This is a genomic window from Devosia sp. (genome assembly GCF_030689745.1).
GTDB classification, from domain to species: domain Bacteria; phylum Pseudomonadota; class Alphaproteobacteria; order Rhizobiales; family Devosiaceae; genus Devosia; species Devosia alba.
Genome location: NZ_JAUYGL010000198.1, coordinates 16902 through 33087, shown reverse-complemented (window position 1 = coordinate 33087; position 16186 = coordinate 16902). Strand labels below are relative to the sequence as shown.

Genomic DNA, 16186 nt, shown 5'->3' with positions numbered 1-16186 from the left:
AGGCGATCATCGACATCCCGAACAGCGTCGGGATCATGTAGATCAGCCGTTTGATCACATAGTTCAGCATGGCGTTCAGGCCCAGGTGAGGTGGATGACTTCGAGGGTAGTGATACTGGGAACAACGACGGTCACACGGCCATCGGCGAGGGTAATCTCGGCCTCCCGGCCCGCAACCAGCAACTCGGCCTTGCCCAGCGTTTTGCCCGTCGGAATCGCAATGGAAACGTCCTGCCGCCCAACCGGATAGATCTCGCGGATCGGTCCCTTCATCATCATCGGATTGGAGAGGTTATTGAGCACCACGGCAAGCCCGGCATGGTTTTCGCGCACAGCAAGATCGAGCGCGGCCAGTCCGGTGATTTCGATATCGGGGCGCTTGTTGAGCGCCCAGCGAACCGAGTTGGCGATCAGCCGCGAATGATCTGCGGCCATGACCTCCCAAAGGATGCCGCCGATATTCCAGGGAATATAGACAGTGCGCCCGCCCGAGGCATGCTCGCGGGTGACAACAGCGGCGCCCTTGGGGTCTTCTCGCGGATAAACCTCTTCCATGGGCAGATCAGGGAAATCGGGGACATAGAGGAATGGTTTGCTGGTGTCGGCGGCAGCATCAACGGCGAGCAGTCTGGTGCCACCGATGATGCGATTGGCGCCCTCGAAACCGTCCGAGATCGGATGGCTGCCATTGATGGCGACATAGGTATTTTTGATCGGACCGCGTGCGGCCTTGGCCATGGTGACGCCGAGCAGATCGCCCAGTGCAATGGCGTTACGCGGCTTGTTGGCCTCCGTGCGGGTGGAGGATTCATGAGCTGCGACGATCGAGCCGCCACGGGCCACATAGGCTTCCAGGGCCTGGACCTGCTCGTCGGACAGACAGGTGGAATTGGCCAGGATAATCACTTTGAACCGGTCCAGCATTGCCGGCGCCATGGCCTGATCGGAGACCATTTCAAATGGCAGTCGCGCCTCCACCAGCGCCATGTAGAAGCCGAGATCATCGGCTTCGGCGACGCGGCGGGTGTCCTGGCCGTGGTGGCGCAGCGTGGTGGCCGGATCGAGAATGGCAATCTCGGCGGTGGGCGTCATCGTGCTGAGCACGGGCTCAAGATCGGCATGCATGCCAAAGCTGTCGGCCACCGGCTGGATCCAGCGCGTGTCGGGCACCACGCCATTGAACTTGGTGAACCAGGGCAGCAGACCCTGGGTCGTGCCGCCGTCAATCCACGCCTGGATTTCGGGACCGGTGGTCACCGAGTCTTTCCAGCGATATTCTTCTTCGGGCCCGATCGAGGTGATCAGGATGGCGGGGCGGTCGCGGAATGTGGCGCGCATGCGCTTGCCGTTGCGACCGCTCATCCAGACGGGCTCTACCCCCTTGCGGCCCTGGTCATCGACGCAGAGGAATGGGCAGTATTTCTCGATGATATCGAGGTCAAATTCGGTGAGCGAGACCGAACCCATATTGGGAATGAAGCTGGTGTGAGGCTTGACCGATTTCATCACTGCATCCCATTCTACCACCAGCCGGCTCAGCAGGCTGCGGCGCCAGCCGGTCCAGGCCAACCAGGCCGGATTCTCAAGACTTTCATCCATGGGCAGTTCATGGCCGGTGGCAGTGCGGAAATTGGTCTTGCAGCTCTGGCAATAGCAGACGCCATGCCCCTGCCATCGATTGGCAAAAATGGCGTCGATATCGTAGTTGGCGGTCAGCTCGCGGACGATTTCGGGCATGAATTTGAAATTGTAGTCCGAGTAGGCGCAGGTCACCCAGACATCGGGGAAAGCCCAGTGCCGGCGCTTGTTGCCTTCCTTGTCAACCGCGATCCATTCAGGATGCGCATCGGCGGCGTCCTGGTGGATGGCGTGGGGATCGACGCGGGCCATGACATGCATGCCGAGCTGGCGCGCGCCGGTCACCAGATCGCCGAACGGGTCGCTGTCGCCGATGAACTTTGAAACATGGTGCAGCGGTACCTTGGACGGATAATAGGCAACATAGCCGCCCGCGCTGATGCAGGTGGCGTTGGAGCGCGTCCGCTTGAAGATGTCGATCCACTGGGCCAGATCGTATTTTACCGGATCATCCTCGGCGAGGGTAAGCTGGGTCCAGCGGGTGGCCGACCTGTACCAGTCGTGGGTGCGGAGGTGATCATTGGCTTGCGCCTTGGCGTCGAGCATGGCTGGTCCCAGGGTATGAGGTTTCTGTCGCCGGTCCCCCACGAGGGACCGGCGTTGTCATTGGCGAGAGTGGAAGGCCTGTCAGGCCTTGAAGAACTGCTCGGGTCGTGCGGGGCCCGGGGTCGGCCAGCCAAACGAATTGGGCATGGTGTCGAGCAGGTTGACGACTGAGTTCTTGACAATTCCATAGCCATCTGGCGGCAGGCTGACACCGAAGGTGAAGAACAGATCGGCGGCGTTTTGTAGTACCTGCGCCATCAGCTCGTTCTGTGTCGCCGGATCGGCAGTGCCGACCAGGGTGCGGTACAGGTCCTGCTGCGCCTTGACCGCCGGTGGGGGCTCCACCGCGGCTTCATTGGTGGGGTCAGTGTAGTAGAGCGACCAGCCCGGCGCATAGAAGCAGTTGCTGTTGATCGGCACATAGAAGCGGGCGTCGAGCATGGCGGCAATGCCGGAATTGGCGCCGAACTGGTGGGCGGTGGCGTCATATTCACGGCCGCGGCGCACCCGTTCCTCCCAGAGCGAGCGGTCCATGGTGCGCATCTGCGCATCAATGCCGACCGCCCGGAACATGGGCAAAGCCAGCTCGAACATGTCCAGGAAGGTTGTGCGAGATTGATCGATCTCGAAAATGATCGAAACACGCCGGCCTTCGCTGTCCAGCCGATAGCCATCGCCATCCTTGTCGGGAATGATGGCGTCAAGCATCTCATTGGCCCGGGCAGGATCGAATTCGGTGAACTGCTTGGACAATTGTTCATTGTAGAGCGGATCACCTTCGATGATGGAAGGCTGTGCCGGCGAGCCCTGGCCGACAAATACGGCATCGATCAGCGCCTGACGGTCGACCGCAAGCGACATGGCATGGCGGAATTCCAGCGTGTTGAACAGCGCGTTTTTGACCGGGTCCTGATGGTTGAGGTTGAGCTGGAAGGCCATGACATTGGCCGCCGTTTCCTTGAGGGTATAGAAGCCGTAATCGCCGGTTTCCTGGCCATCGAACAGCACCGGCTTGTTGGCTGGGGTGCAGATATACTGGTCGAAGATGTCGATCTCCCCCTGCAGGGTCTTGAGCAGGAGCACTTCGGGGTCGGCGACCATCTGGTAGACCACCCGGTCGAAATAGGGCAGTTGCGTGCCCTGATCGTCGACCTTGAAGTAGTAGGGGTTGCGGGTCGCGATCGCCTGTTCGGTATTGGTACCGGGCGCCTCGGCGAAAACCCAGGCATTCAGCGTTGGCCGATTGCCATTCTGGAAGAAGGTGTTGTCGTCGAGCAGGCCAATCTCGCGCTGGAACAGCGCAACCCAGCTTTCCAAGCCAGCCGCCTTGGCCAGCGCGTCGGCATCGGGGTTGTAGCGGATGTGGAACTGCTCAAGATAGTGCTTGGGGGTGCGCGTCAGCTGGTCCTGCTGGGCCCAGGCAAGCTGCTGGACAAAGAAGCCGTTGGGGCCGGCAAAGCTGACCTTGAAAGTCTGCTCGTCCACCACTTCGAGCTTGGCCTGTTCGCCGTTGACCGACCACCAGGCATTGCCACCCAGTGAGGTTTCCTCATCGGTCAAATAGGCATCGTACCAGAACTGAATGTCGGCGGTGGTAAAGGGGGCCCCGTCGGACCATTTGTGGCCCTTGCGCAGGGTGAAGGTGTACTCGGTGGCTTCGGCATTGGCCGACCAGGACTCGGCAGCGTTGTTGACCAGGCCCGTCCAGTCCGGATTGAAACGCACCAGCGGCTCATAACCTTGATAACGAACCAGCATGGACAGTGATCCGCCGCCAACCAGCGCGTGGTTCCAGTCGCCGCCCTGCTGGCCTGCCCGGTCAAATGGCGTAATCACCAGCGGATTGGTGGGTAGCCGATCGGCAACAGGTGGCAATGTGCCCGCCTCCACCTGCGGTTTGAGAAAAGCGGATTCCTGCGCCCGTACCCATGAAGATACTGCCAGCGTTCCAGCGAAAGCGGAACTGGCGGCGATAAAGGCCCTGCGGCTGATTCTTCCCATCGTGATCTCCTCCTCGCTAACCGCATTGTAGCGTTATTAGCTGCCACCAGCTTGTAACTGCCTTTTTGTTAGGTAAAGCGTTATGTTAATATTGATGTTATCCTGTGGATTGGGTTAGCTGGTTCTGCTCGGATGTCGGGCCCAGGAAGCGGAGGTTTTGTTTGAGATCTCGAACGGCGCGTGTCACTTTGTCCACCATCGCGGAGCGGACGGGCCTGTCCAAATTCGCCGTGTCCCGCTCCCTGTCCGGCAAGGATGGCGTCAGCGAGGAAACACGCCGCCGTGTGCAGCAGGCGGCCACCGAACTGGGATATGAGCGGGCCGTGGTTGAAGTGGAGACGCCGGTGCTCGGCGTGGTGTTTCACGATACCGACCTGATCAATTCCGAACTGCATCTGCTGATCCAGAGCGGCTTCCAGGCCGAGGCGCTGCGCAGTGGCTACCAGGTGCGCATGTGCTGGTCCCACCTCGCTAGCGAGATCGTGGACTTTGCCAGGGGCTGCCGCGGCATAGCGCTGGTCGGGCCCCATCTCAAACAGACCATGCAGTCGATTCGTGACCTTGGCATGCCGGTGGCCCGGATCGGCTGGATGGACCCACTCGATCCATTCGACATTGTTGCGGGCACCGACCACGAAGCGGGATCAGCAGTGGCAAACTACCTGCTGGATCTGGGCCACAAGACCATCGCCTATGTGCACGGCACGCCTGGTTACCGCGGCCGTGTAGAGCGCTTCTATGGTGTGCGCGAAGTGTTGGAGAAACGGCCCGACGTCAGCTTCCGGGAAATGACGTTCCAGGCGGAGAGGCGGTTTTCCGAGCATCTTCTGGCCGTGCAGAAAGATGGCTTTCATCCAACGGCGTTCTTTTGCGCCCATGATGGCATGGCGCTGACGGTGGTCTCGGAGTTGCTGCGGCAGGGCTACAGAATTCCCGAGGACGTATCGGTCATCGGCTTTGGCGATTACTCCGCAGCGACCCAGATCTCGCCGCACCTGACGACGGTGAAGGTGCATGGTCGGGAAATGGGGGCCGGTCTGGTGCGCTTGCTGGATGATCGCAACAATGAGCGAATTCCTCCTGATGTGCCCATCAGAATGCTGTTTACGGGTCGTCTTGTGGTCCGCGCCTCCACCGGCATTGCCAAGGTTCCGTGCCGCATCCCGTCGCAGGACGCCTGATCAATTGAGGTCAATTGGGGCCTCTGGCGACGCCAAATTACAATCACATCCTCATGGGACGCAGCTAGCCATAGTAGACGCTGATGCGCTGGCCGCCGATCTGGTGGACCTTGATGTCCATCTCGTAGATCTCGGCCAGCACGGCCGGCACGATCATCGCTTCGGCTGTGCCCTGGGCGGCGACCTTGCCGTGCTTCATGGCCACAATATAGTCCGAATACCAGGAGGCAAAATTGATGTCGTGCAGCACCAGCACCACGGTCTTGCCCAACTCATCGGCCGCCTTGCGCAGCAGCTTCATCATCGCCATGGCATGCTTCATGTCTAGATTATTGAGCGGTTCGTCGAGCAGCACATAGTCGGTGTCCTGGCACAGCACCATGGCGACAAAGGCCCGCTGGCGCTGGCCACCCGAGAGTTCGTCAAGGAAGCGGTGTGATAGCGCGTCGAGGTTGAGATAGTTGATGGCCTGATCGATATGGATTTTATCCGCAGGGGTCAGGCGCGCCGTCATGTGATTTTCCTGCCTCAGGATGGACAGGCGCCGCGCCAGTACATCGCTGGCGGTTTTGGTCACGTCCAGCCCATCGACGGTCACGCTGCCCTTGTCCATGCTCATCAGGCGGCTGACCATCGAGAGCAATGTCGATTTGCCAGCGCCGTTGGGTCCGATGATCGAGGTGATGCCGCCCTTGGGCAGGTTGAGCGTGACCCCGTCGACCACGCAGCTGTCGCCGTAACTCTTGGTAACCTGGTTGGTGACGATCATCGGGCTGATCTCCGCAAGACGAGAAATATGAACACAATGCCACCGAGGAACTCGATGATGATCGAGAGCGCCGTGTCGAAGGCAAACGCCCGCTCCAACAGGGTCTGGCCCCCGACGAGGCAGATGACGGCGAGCAGCACAGAGGCCGGCAACACATATATGTGTCGGCTATTGCCCACCAGAGAGTGCGCCAGGGTGGCCACCAGCAGACCGAAAAAGGTGATCGGGCCCACCAGGGCCGTTGAGACCGACACCAGGACGGCAATGAGCACCAGAATGGTAACCACGGTGCGCTGGTAATTGACGCCGAGGTTGATGGCCTGTGCGCGGCCCAGGCTCAGCACATCGAAGGCAGGCAGGATGCGCCAGGCCACGAGGCTGACGGCGAGCACGATGACGCAGGATATCGCCAGCAGCGTGGCGTCGGTGGTGGCAAAGCTGGCATACATGGAATCCTGCAGCACATTGAACGCACCGGGATCAAGCATGCGCTGCAGCAGATTGCTGATCGAGCGGAACAGGATACCGAAGACAATGCCGACCAGCACCAGCAGGTGCAGGCTGCGTTCCTCGCCCAGAAACAGCCAGCGGAACAGCAGCAGGGCGAAGACAACCATGACGGCCACCTGCAGGACAAACTGGATTTGCGGGTCGACGGCGACCAGCGCCCCGATGCCAAAGAAGAAGACCAGACCGGTCTTGATCAGCACGTAAAGCGCATCAAAGCCCATGATTGAGGGAGTCAGGATACGGTTGTTGGCAACGGTCTGGAACAGCACGGTCGACACCGAAATGGCATAGGCCACCAGGATCAGCCCGAGCAGTTTCTTGCCGCGGAAGGAGAGCACGAAACTCCAGCTGCCCTTGGCGCCCAAGGTCATGAAGCAGACAATGGAGAGCAGCGTTAGAACGGCAAGCGCGATCAGGACCAGGGCCGGCCGGGACAGGTTAGCTGGCATGGCGACGCGTCCGTAGCAGTAGATAGAGGAAGATGACGCTGCCCACGACACCGACCACGACGCTGATCGGAATTTCGTAGGGGAAGCGCACGAGGCGGCCGATGATGTCGCAGATCATGACGAAAGCCGCGCCGCCTACCGCCACCCAGGGCACGGTGCGGCGCATATTGTCGCCCACGGTGAGGCTGACGATATTGGGAATGATCAGACCCAGAAACGGAATGGCGCCCACCGAGACCAGCACTACTGCGCTGACGATGGAGACAATCACCAGACCCAGCACCATGACCTGCTGGTGGTTGAGGCCCAGATTGGTGGTGAAGTCGCTTCCCATGCCGACGACGGTGAAACGGTCAGCGGCAATATAGGCGATGACGCAGCAAACCAGGCCGAGCCAGAGCAGCTCATAGCGGCCGCGCAGGACCCCTGAAAAATCGCCCATGCTCCAGGCCAGCAGCGAGCCGTTCAAGCCCATTCGATAGGCAAAGAACGCGGTTATCGAACCGATGACGCCGCCCAGCATGATGCCCACCAGCGGCACCAGCAGTACATCACGGAGCGGTACGGCGCGTAGTACGCGCAGGAACAGCGCCGTGCCGCCCAGCGCGAACACGGCCGAGACCAACATCTTGGCCATTAGCGGCCAGCCGGGCGCAAAAATGGTCACCACCAGAAAGCCGAGGCTAGCGGCCTCGGTGGTGCCGGCGGTGGAGGGTTCGACGAAGCGGTTGCGCACGATCATCTGCATGACCAGACCCGCAATGGCCATTGAGGCGCCGGCCAGCAGGATGGCAAGGGTGCGCGGAATGCGGCTGATCAGCAGCACCTGCATCGGGCGATCATCGGGGCTGGAAGACAGCAAAGACGCGAGCGATACGTCGCTCACGCCGACAAACAGGCTGATGTTCGCCAACCCGATGGTGACGAGAATGGCAATGAACAAAGTGCGCAACCGGCTGCCCCAATCGGTGCCGTGAAAATAGCAGAACCCGGCAGCCTGGGGCTGCCGGGAAATGGGTCCCGTACAGGCTTACTTCTGGAAGCCGGCCAGAACCTGATCAAGCATCAGCGACACGGCGGAATAGCCGTTCATGGTGATGTAGGCGGCCTGGGGGTCGAGATAGACGATCTGTCCATTTTGGGCGGCAGTGGTCTGGTTGAACAGTTCATTGTCGAGCAGAGCGGCAGCAGCGCCGTTGTTCTCGCCGGTGCCGGCGTCGCGATCGACGACGAACACCCAGTCCGGATTGACCTCGAGCAGGAATTCAAAGGTCACCGCATCGCCACCGTGATCGCCATCCTTCACCTGGGCCAGCGCCGAAGGGATGCCGACTTCGTTGTAGATCCAGGAAACGCGCGAATCGGGACCATAAACGCCAAGCTTGCCGGCATTGGTGACCAGTACCAGCGCATTGCCCTTGCCCGCTGCGGCGGCTTTGACGGCGGCAACCTTGGCATCAAGCGCGGCGATCAACTCGGCCGCCTTGGGCTGGACGTCGAAAATATCGCCCAGAATAGTGAGGTTTTTCTCGAGGCCGGCGATAACGGCGTCGTTGTTCACCGACAGATCGATGGTGGGCACGATATCCTTGGCCGTTGCGTATGCTGCGGCCGAACGCGCGGCGACGAAATACACATCGGCTTGCGCAGCAGCAATGCCCTCGAAATCGGGCTCGAACAGCGAGCCGAGCTGCAGCAGATCGGCCGGAACCTGGTCGGCCAGATAGCCCGGAACGTTGGAAGAGGGGACGCCGGCAACCGCAATATCCAGCGCGGCGAGATTGTCGAATGTCGCCCAATCCTGCACCAGCACCTTGGCCGGAACGCCCGAAATGGTGGTTTCTCCCTGCGCGTGAACAATCGCTTTTTCCTGGGCAATCGCTGGCAGGGTGAACGACAGGGCGCCGGCAACCAGTGCGGCAAACATTGCGGTATGAGCGAGATTCACGAGACTTCCAATCCAGAACAGCCAACAGGACACGGTCAAAAGCTGACCGTCAATGTCCGGTTTCCTATCCCGGCGAATTATGAGAGTCAAAAGCTAAATGCACACCTCGGGAACCGGAGCTGATGTCATCCAATCGCGGGCACGGAACCCCTGAGAAAACCCAGTGGGTCAGGACCACTCGCGATGCTGCGATGGAAAAAAGACGAGCGCCGGTCGATCTGCCTGCCCACCTGATCTCTGATGCAAATCAGAGCCCGTGATATAAAATACAGAGAGGTGCGGCACCCCCTGATGTGGTCAATAGACGCACGGGTAGCAAGGTGTTCCCGATTGCCGCCCGATGCAGCGACGGATCGAAGGGTGCCACTCTTGCCGCGCCACCTGGCGGTGGATTTTCGGTCACCCGGCAGTCTGCAGCCGCATGATAATCTCCTGGTCATAATTGCCAAAGCCACGACCAAAAATATTGATACCACCTGGGTGTTTGGCATCAGGCTTGACGGCAATGCGCAGGCGAATGGAATGGCGGTTGGCCAAGTCCAGATCACTCAACGACACCGGCGAAATCTTCATGCCGTCGACATAGCTACCCTCCGTCGTCACGCGGAAACTCTTGAGCTTGCCATATTGGCTGCCCTTCAGTTTCCACCAATCGGGGGTATAGACGCCGCGCTTGTCACCAAAGTCGCCGGGCGACATCCAGGTGCCGATTTCCGTGCCATTGACCGACAGGGTGATATCGCTTGGCCAGTCTGCCGAGGTGCCCGGCACCTCCGAACTGAGCTCCATGGAAAACTCCATGGCCTCAATCACTTGCTGGCTCAGCTTGGCATTGTTGGGAAACTGGTACTCAAGATAACCGCGGGTGAACCAGAGCAGACCCGCCTTCATCCGGTCCGGGTCGAGAAACGTATCGGGCACGTCGAGCAAGCCGATAATCCCTTCGGTCGAACACAGCCCGCACGGTGCCGACACCTCGCAACTGGTGTAAAGCCCCAGGGGCATGGACACCTCGATGGTGTTGGCAGCCAATGGCTTGATGTCTTCCTTGAACATCACCATCACTTCGTCAAACATCGAGTGACAGATCTTCTGATTGCCCTTGCGCGCCTTTTGCGTCTCCGTCCGGATCAGTCCTGCACCCTCCAGGATCTGGATATTGGTCGACACTGTCGACTGCGGCAGGCTGAGTTTTTCGGCGATATCATTGCCGTTCATCGCCCCTTCGACATGCAGCAGCTTGAGGATCTTCACCCGGATTGGCGACGCCAGCCCCTTGAGAACCTCCATGTCCTCTTCAGGATCAACGACCAGAAAATTGCGGCTCATCGGGGCTCTCTCAAGGCGGGATTAAGGCAGGCACCCTGTCTATCACGAATGGCGATGTGATCAACCTGATGGCCCCGTCACCCCGGTACCGCCGCCGTAAGTGTGCGGCGGCACCTGGCTGGCTGCCACGCCGTGGTCGGCCTAGTTGTCGTTGACGCGGCGGCGGTATTCGCTGGCGAGGTAGATGGCGGCCAGCGCGAAGACGATGCCGATGCCGATCTGGGTCCAGTCGAGGCTGGCGAGCACCTCGCCCGAGGCGACCACACCGTCAAACCGGGGCACGCCCAGGCGACCGCTGGTGGCGGTTTCGGCGGCGGCAAACCAGGTATCGACATAGTCGGTCTGCGGCACGGCAAGCCTATATTGCAGGAACCGCCAGGTATTGGTGGCGAAGGGATGCAGACCGCCTAAAGTGACCCATTCCAGGGTCGAGATCAGCGTGGGCAGCAGCAGCGCAATGGGGATGGCCCAGCGGCCAATGGCAGCGGCAATAGCGCCCACCAGCGCCATCACCGGCAGATACCAGAGCAGGGCAGCAATCAGGGCGGTGAACAGGGTGAGCGCCACATTGCCATAGATGCCAACAATGGCCCCCAGGGTCCCGACGCTGGCGGTGCCATTGATTGACATGGTGGCAAAGGCCACGCCGAACAGCAGGACGCCGCTGAGCAAAGCAAGGCCGAACACCACGCCGGGCAGAATGGTCACGGCAGCCGTCAGCTTGCTGAGCAGGATCTTGAAATCGGTGACCGGCATGGACTTCCAGAACAGCATGGCATTGTTGCGCTTGTCGGCAGCAAATCCATCGGCACAGTAGAAGAACAGGGTCACCGCCAGATAAAGCGACCAGGCAAAGCCAAGCCCGAAAAAGCCCATTTCGTAGATGATCAGCGGCGCGACGGTGAACAGGGCACCCGACAGGTGCACATCGACCCGCCCGACGGTGAAAGCCAGAATGGTGAGACCGAACAGCACGCCCAACAACAGCATGGGGCCGAGGAAAAACGCCCCCTTGTGTTCGATGAATTCGCGATGCATCAGCGCAGTGAAAGCTTTCATCGAGCGGGCTCCGGGTTGGCGGTTGGCCGCTGCATCAGGGCGACGAACAGGTCAGACAGGGTGGGTGTCGATAGCGCACCGAGCGGCTCGAGCTGGGTGCGGGGCACGCCATCAAAGATCAGCACGGTCTGGCCGAAACGGGTTTCCTCAAAAACCGGTTTGAGGGCACGGGCTGACGCCAGATGTGCCGGATCGGTGACCACCAGCTGGGTGAACTTGTCGTTGACGGTTTCCATCTGCATGTGCAGCACCAGATCACCATCGCGGATGAACATGATGTCGGAGAGCATGAACTCGATCTCGTCCACCTGATGGGTAGTGATGAGCAGGGTGCGCTCCTCGGTCATGTAGTCTTCGAGCAGGCGGCGATAGAAGCGCTTGCGATAGGTGATGTCGAGGCCCAGCGTGGGCTCATCGAGCACCAGCAGCTTGGCGTCGATGGCCATGACCACCGCCAGATGCAGCTGGGCAATCATGCCCTTGCTGAGGTGCTTGACCTTCATCTCAGGCTTGATGTCGGTGCCCTCGAGAAAGCCGCGCGCCTTGTCCTGGCTGAAATTGGGATGAATATTGCTGAGCAGGGCGAACAGTTCGCGCACCCGCAGAAAACGCGGCAGGCTGGCGACGTCGGAAATGAAGGCGACGTTTTCCATCAGCTTGGCGCGCCGGGCAAAAGGGTCTTCGCCCAGCACCCGAATGGTGCCCTGGCAATCGGTCAGGCCCAGCATGGCGTTGAGCGCGGTGGTCTTGCCAGCACCGTTGTGGCCGATCAGCCCATAGATCCGCCCGGCGGGAATATCGAAATCAAGGCCGTGCAGGACCTCCTTGCGGCCAAAGCTCTTGCGCAACCCGCGGGCCGTGACAATAGGCTCACCACTGGGCGGTGCGGGATCAAGGGTAAGCTCATTCATGGTTGTGCACCTGATCATCATTGATGGGTTTGAGGAGCGTGCTGAGATCAAGCTCGAGCGCCTTGATCTGGGCGGCAATGCGGGGCCAGTCCTGCAGCAGAAATTTCTTGCGCTCATGGGTCAGCAATTCGGCGCGCGCACCCGGCTTTACGAACATCCCTAGTCCCCTGCGTTTTTCGACCACACCAATTTCCACCAGCGCATCGAAGGCCTTGGTGACCGTCAGCGGATTGACCGACAGATCGGCGGCAATCTGGCGCACCGAGGGTAGGGCCTCGCCTTCTGCCACGTTGCCGCGCAGGATCATCTCGGCCAGCCGCTGCCGGATCTGCACGAAGATCGGCTGGTTGGTGTGAAACTCATCCATGTGTATTGCCTATATAGTGTGCCACACAACTAATACAGTAATACGGATTGTCAATAGCAATTTTCCCGCTTGCCCGCAGCGGCGTGGTTCACTATCCAATACAATACCAATTGGAGACCAGTTATGCGCAAGCCGCCGTTCAAGATCGAGATCTGCGTCGAAGGCACTGATGGCCTGATCGCCGCCCAAAATGCCGGGGCGGAGCGGGTGGAGTTGTGCGCCAGCCTGATCGAAGGTGGATTGACGCCCAGCCTGGGCGTGGTGCGCGAGGCGCTGCGGGTGGCGACCATTCCGTTTCACGTCATCATCCGGCCGCGCGGTGGGGACTTCCTCTATTCCGAGGTCGAGTTCAACAGCATGCTCGAGGACATCACGGCGCTGCGCGAGATGGGCAATGTCGCCGGCGTGGTGATTGGCTGTCTGACGAGCGATGGTCGTATCGACGAGGAGCGGACTGCCGCCCTGGTTGCGGCGGCGCGACCGATGGCGGTAACCTGCCACCGCGCCTTTGACATGACAGCAGAGTATCGCGCGGCGCTTGAGGCACTGATCGCCTGCGGGGTTGATCGGGTGCTGACCAGTGGCCAGCGCGATACGGCGATCGAGGGCAGCGAAATTCTCAAGGACTGCATGGCGATTGCCGATGGGCGCATTGTCATCATGGCCTGTGGTGGGCTGGATGCCGACACGATTGCCCAGGTGCGGCGCGAGACCGGCGTGGACGAAATGCACTTTGCCGCGCTCAAGACCCTCAAGAGCGGCATGACCTTCCGCAATCCCCATGTCGGCATGGGCGGCACCGCCATTGAGCGCGAATATGAGGTGACGGTGACCGATACCGAGGCGGTGCGCGCCACCATCGCGGTGGCACGCGGTGCGCTCTAAGGCGCTCTTGGCAAAGTAGCGCCAGCGCCAGCAAATTGGTCCGACCGTGTGACACCGGGCGGGCTTTTTTCTTTGCTGCAGCGGCGCTAGAAGCAGGCATGGTCCGCTCCTTTCTGTTTGCCCCCAATGATGCCGACACTGCCACGACGCGGCTGATCGCGACGGCGGCGCAAATGACGGGCTTCATGCAGGGTGAACCCGGCCGGGCCCGCGCGGGCTGGTACCAGCCCGGCGGCGACAATGCCGACTTCATGGCGCAGCTGCACCAGGCGCTGGCCGTGACTTATCCTGCAGCCGGCCCGGCCTTCTGGGCTGTGCGGCTATGGACCAATCTGATCTGGCAGCCTGCCTATCTGGCGGTGATCGCCACCCACATCCACGGCGCGGTGCCAGATCTGGGTGGGTTGAGCCAGCAGCGGCGCGGGATCCATGTCAATGGCTACCGGCTGTTGCCGGGGGAGCAGCGCGAGGGCGATGTCGCCGCTCGCATCGCCACGACCAGTAGCCAGCTCAACACCATGACGGCGCAGTTGCTCGAGGAGGTCAATGCGCTGGTCAAGCTGCGTCCCCTGCCCGCCAAGCGACTGCTGGCGGACCGCATGCTCAGCCTGATGGTTTGGTTGAGCCAGCGGCAGCGCGATCTGCCGGTCGCGATGATCCGCGACTATTGCGACCAATGGCTGGCGGCGCTGGCATTGAGTGGACAGGGAACGCTCGAGACCATCGTGGCCCCGGACGGACGCGAATTGCTGATCGTCAAGCGCAAGGGTTGTTGCCTCGACTATCTGATCGATCCAGACCGGCTTTGCGCCAGCTGCCCCAAGCAGGACAATGATCTACGGGTGGCACGCCAGAGCGCCAACGCGCTGGCGGAACTGGATTAGTCGAACTGCTCGTCGGGGTAGACACCCCAGAGTTCTTCCTGACGCACATGGCCGGAATAGCTGGCAGAACGGGCATTGTCGTCCTGCCGGCTGGCGGTGACGTCGCACCAGACGGCATCGCATTGCTTGATGATGACCTTGAAGCCGGCGCCCAGACGAGCGCGCAGCTCGGCGCTGTCGGACGGGCTGGCGCGCAGGGCGACCTCGCCATTGGCCAGCAGCGGCGTGGCATAGCCGGCGCGAGTGCCCGAGAGCAGGTTCTGGTGCACCCAGCCTTCGGCACCATCGACATCGCGGATTTTGCGCCAGGTGTCGAATTCCTGGACGATCTCGACCGGAATGACCGATTTCAGATAGGTCCAGGCCACTTCATATTTGGTGCCGGGGCCGACGCGGACATTGATCGGCTCGGATCGGGTGGTGGCAAAGCGTGGCAGCGGCAGGCCGCTGGGATTGCCCGATTGGGCCAGCGCCGACGGGACAGCCGGCAGCAACGCCAGCAATAGCAGGGCGATGGAACGGGCAAGACGCTGGAAATGACGGTCAAAGCCGCCATGAGGGGGCTGATCAAACATGGCTTTGCAGATAAAATCGAATTGCCCTATCAGTACCCCATGAACCTTAATGGTCGCTGAAGGGGGAGGTTTTCCACACCCCGCGACCCCATTCCGGAACCGTATGGCCAGCCACAAACCCAAAATCCTGGTGACGCGACGCCTGCCCGAGACCATCGAGGCCCGGATGGCGACGCTGTTCGAGACTGACATCAATGATGGCGATGTCACACTGACGGCCGACGACATCATCGACGGCCTGGCGGGCAAGGACGTGCTGGTCTGTTCGATCACCGACAAGATCGACGCACGCCTGATTGCCCGGCTGCCCAAGAGCGTCCGGCTGATTGCCCAGTTCGGCAATGGCATCGATAATATCGATGTCGAGGCCGCCTGGGCTGCCGGCCTCACCGTGACCAACACGCCCTCGGTGCTGACCGAAGACACGGCCGACATGGCCATGGTGCTGATGCTGGCGCTACCGCGCCGGCTGGTGGAAGGCACACAGATGCTGGTGCGCGATGGGATCTGGGCCGGCTGGTCACCCACCTCGATGCTGGGCCACCGCTTGCGCGGCAAGGCGCTGGGCATAATCGGCATGGGGCGGATCGGCACGGCAGTGGCGCAGCGGGCCAAGGCGTTCGGGTTGAACATCCACTATTACTCGCGCAATCGACGCCCGCCCGCCATTGAAGAGCCGCTGGAGGCGACCTATTGGCCTGATCTGGATGCGATGATCGCTGCAGTGGACATTGTCTCGCTGCACACTCCCCACACCAGAGAGACCTTTCATCTGCTCTCGGCAGACCGGCTGGCCCGGATGAAGCCAGGCAGCTTTGTGGTCAATGTCAGCCGACCCGAGCTGGTCGATGAAACTGCCCTGGTGGCCGAGATCGAATCCGGCCATCTCAGTGGCGCGGCGCTGGACGTGTTCGAGAACAAGAACGGCATCAATCCGCGCCTGCTGGCGCTGGCCGAGGAAAACAAGGTGGTGCTGACCGCCCATATGGCTTCGGCAACGCTGGAAGCGCGAGTTGAGATGGGCGAGACGGTGATCGTCAATATCAGGGCCTTCATGGACGGTCACCAGCCGCCACACCGGGTACTGCCCTAGGAGCACAGCGCCATGATGGCGGGCGAGCGCGCCGGCATTGA

The 16186-nt window shown here is 60.9% G+C and carries 15 protein-coding genes; 4 read left to right on the top strand and 11 right to left on the bottom strand.

Annotation, left to right across the window (positions count from 1 at the left end):
• Positions 1 to 75: 75 nt before the first annotated feature.
• Together Q8O80_RS17765 and Q8O80_RS17760 are read right to left on the bottom strand one after the other, a co-directional pair.
• A complete protein-coding gene (locus Q8O80_RS17765; protein WP_305581716.1) occupies positions 76 to 2184 on the bottom strand; it encodes an alpha-amylase family protein in 2109 nt (702 codons plus the stop codon).
• 81 nt (positions 2185 to 2265) lie between these two features.
• Complete coding sequence (locus tag Q8O80_RS17760; protein ID WP_305581714.1) at positions 2266 to 4185, bottom strand: ABC transporter substrate-binding protein; 1920 nt, start codon at positions 4183 to 4185, stop codon at positions 2266 to 2268.
• Positions 4186 to 4346: 161 nt separating this feature from the next.
• Here Q8O80_RS17760 and Q8O80_RS17755 point away from each other — a divergent pair, with 161 nt between their 5' ends.
• Positions 4347 to 5366, top strand: a complete 1020-nt coding sequence (locus tag Q8O80_RS17755; RefSeq protein WP_305581712.1) for a LacI family DNA-binding transcriptional regulator — start codon at positions 4347 to 4349, stop codon at positions 5364 to 5366.
• A 64-nt stretch (positions 5367 to 5430) separates the two neighbouring features.
• Here Q8O80_RS17755 and Q8O80_RS17750 read toward each other — a convergent pair whose 3' ends face one another.
• From Q8O80_RS17750 to Q8O80_RS17715, 8 genes are all read right to left on the bottom strand, one after another.
• Entirely contained in the window at positions 5431 to 6135 is a 705-nt protein-coding gene (locus Q8O80_RS17750; RefSeq protein WP_305581710.1) for an ABC transporter ATP-binding protein, read from the bottom strand.
• Positions 6132 to 7094 carry an iron chelate uptake ABC transporter family permease subunit gene (locus Q8O80_RS17745; RefSeq protein ID WP_305581708.1) on the bottom strand — a complete coding sequence of 321 codons (963 nt, stop codon included), beginning with the start codon at positions 7092 to 7094 and terminating at the stop codon, positions 6132 to 6134. The genes Q8O80_RS17750 and Q8O80_RS17745 overlap by 4 nt, the downstream gene beginning before the upstream one ends.
• Entirely contained in the window at positions 7084 to 8046 is a 963-nt protein-coding gene (locus tag Q8O80_RS17740) for an ABC transporter permease (protein WP_305581706.1), read from the bottom strand. Before Q8O80_RS17740 ends, Q8O80_RS17745 begins: the two co-directional genes overlap by 11 nt.
• 78 nt (positions 8047 to 8124) lie before the next feature.
• On the bottom strand, positions 8125 to 9042 hold the full coding sequence (locus tag Q8O80_RS17735; protein WP_305581704.1) for a siderophore ABC transporter substrate-binding protein: 918 nt from the start codon (positions 9040 to 9042) through the stop codon (positions 8125 to 8127).
• 399 nt (positions 9043 to 9441) lie between these two features.
• On the bottom strand, positions 9442 to 10371 hold the full coding sequence (locus Q8O80_RS17730; protein ID WP_305581702.1) for a helix-turn-helix domain-containing protein: 930 nt from the start codon (positions 10369 to 10371) through the stop codon (positions 9442 to 9444).
• A 141-nt stretch (positions 10372 to 10512) separates the two neighbouring features.
• Complete coding sequence (locus Q8O80_RS17725) at positions 10513 to 11430, bottom strand: hypothetical protein (RefSeq protein ID WP_305581700.1); 918 nt, start codon at positions 11428 to 11430, stop codon at positions 10513 to 10515.
• Positions 11427 to 12341, bottom strand: a complete 915-nt coding sequence (locus tag Q8O80_RS17720; protein WP_305581698.1) for an ABC transporter ATP-binding protein — start codon at positions 12339 to 12341, stop codon at positions 11427 to 11429. The genes Q8O80_RS17725 and Q8O80_RS17720 overlap by 4 nt, the downstream gene beginning before the upstream one ends.
• Positions 12334 to 12708: a GntR family transcriptional regulator gene (locus tag Q8O80_RS17715; RefSeq protein WP_305581696.1), complete on the bottom strand. Its 375-nt coding sequence runs from the start codon at positions 12706 to 12708 to the stop codon at positions 12334 to 12336. Before Q8O80_RS17715 ends, Q8O80_RS17720 begins: the two co-directional genes overlap by 8 nt.
• 123 nt (positions 12709 to 12831) lie before the next feature.
• Here Q8O80_RS17715 and Q8O80_RS17710 point away from each other — a divergent pair, with 123 nt between their 5' ends.
• Together Q8O80_RS17710 and Q8O80_RS17705 are read left to right on the top strand one after the other, a co-directional pair.
• Positions 12832 to 13593 (top strand): copper homeostasis protein CutC, encoded by a 762-nt coding sequence (locus tag Q8O80_RS17710; RefSeq protein WP_305581694.1) that lies wholly within the window; start codon positions 12832 to 12834, stop codon positions 13591 to 13593.
• 98 nt (positions 13594 to 13691) lie between these two features.
• On the top strand, positions 13692 to 14477 hold the full coding sequence (locus tag Q8O80_RS17705) for a siderophore ferric iron reductase (protein ID WP_305581692.1): 786 nt from the start codon (positions 13692 to 13694) through the stop codon (positions 14475 to 14477).
• Here Q8O80_RS17705 and Q8O80_RS17700 read toward each other — a convergent pair.
• A complete protein-coding gene (locus tag Q8O80_RS17700; protein ID WP_305581690.1) occupies positions 14474 to 15052 on the bottom strand; it encodes an SH3 domain-containing protein in 579 nt (192 codons plus the stop codon). The two genes, Q8O80_RS17705 and Q8O80_RS17700, sit on opposite strands and share 4 nt — an antisense overlap.
• Positions 15053 to 15155: 103 nt before the next feature.
• Between Q8O80_RS17700 and Q8O80_RS17695 the strand changes: the two genes are divergently transcribed.
• Positions 15156 to 16145 (top strand): D-glycerate dehydrogenase, encoded by a 990-nt coding sequence (locus Q8O80_RS17695; RefSeq protein ID WP_305581688.1) that lies wholly within the window; start codon positions 15156 to 15158, stop codon positions 16143 to 16145.
• Positions 16146 to 16186: the final 41 nt, after the last annotated feature.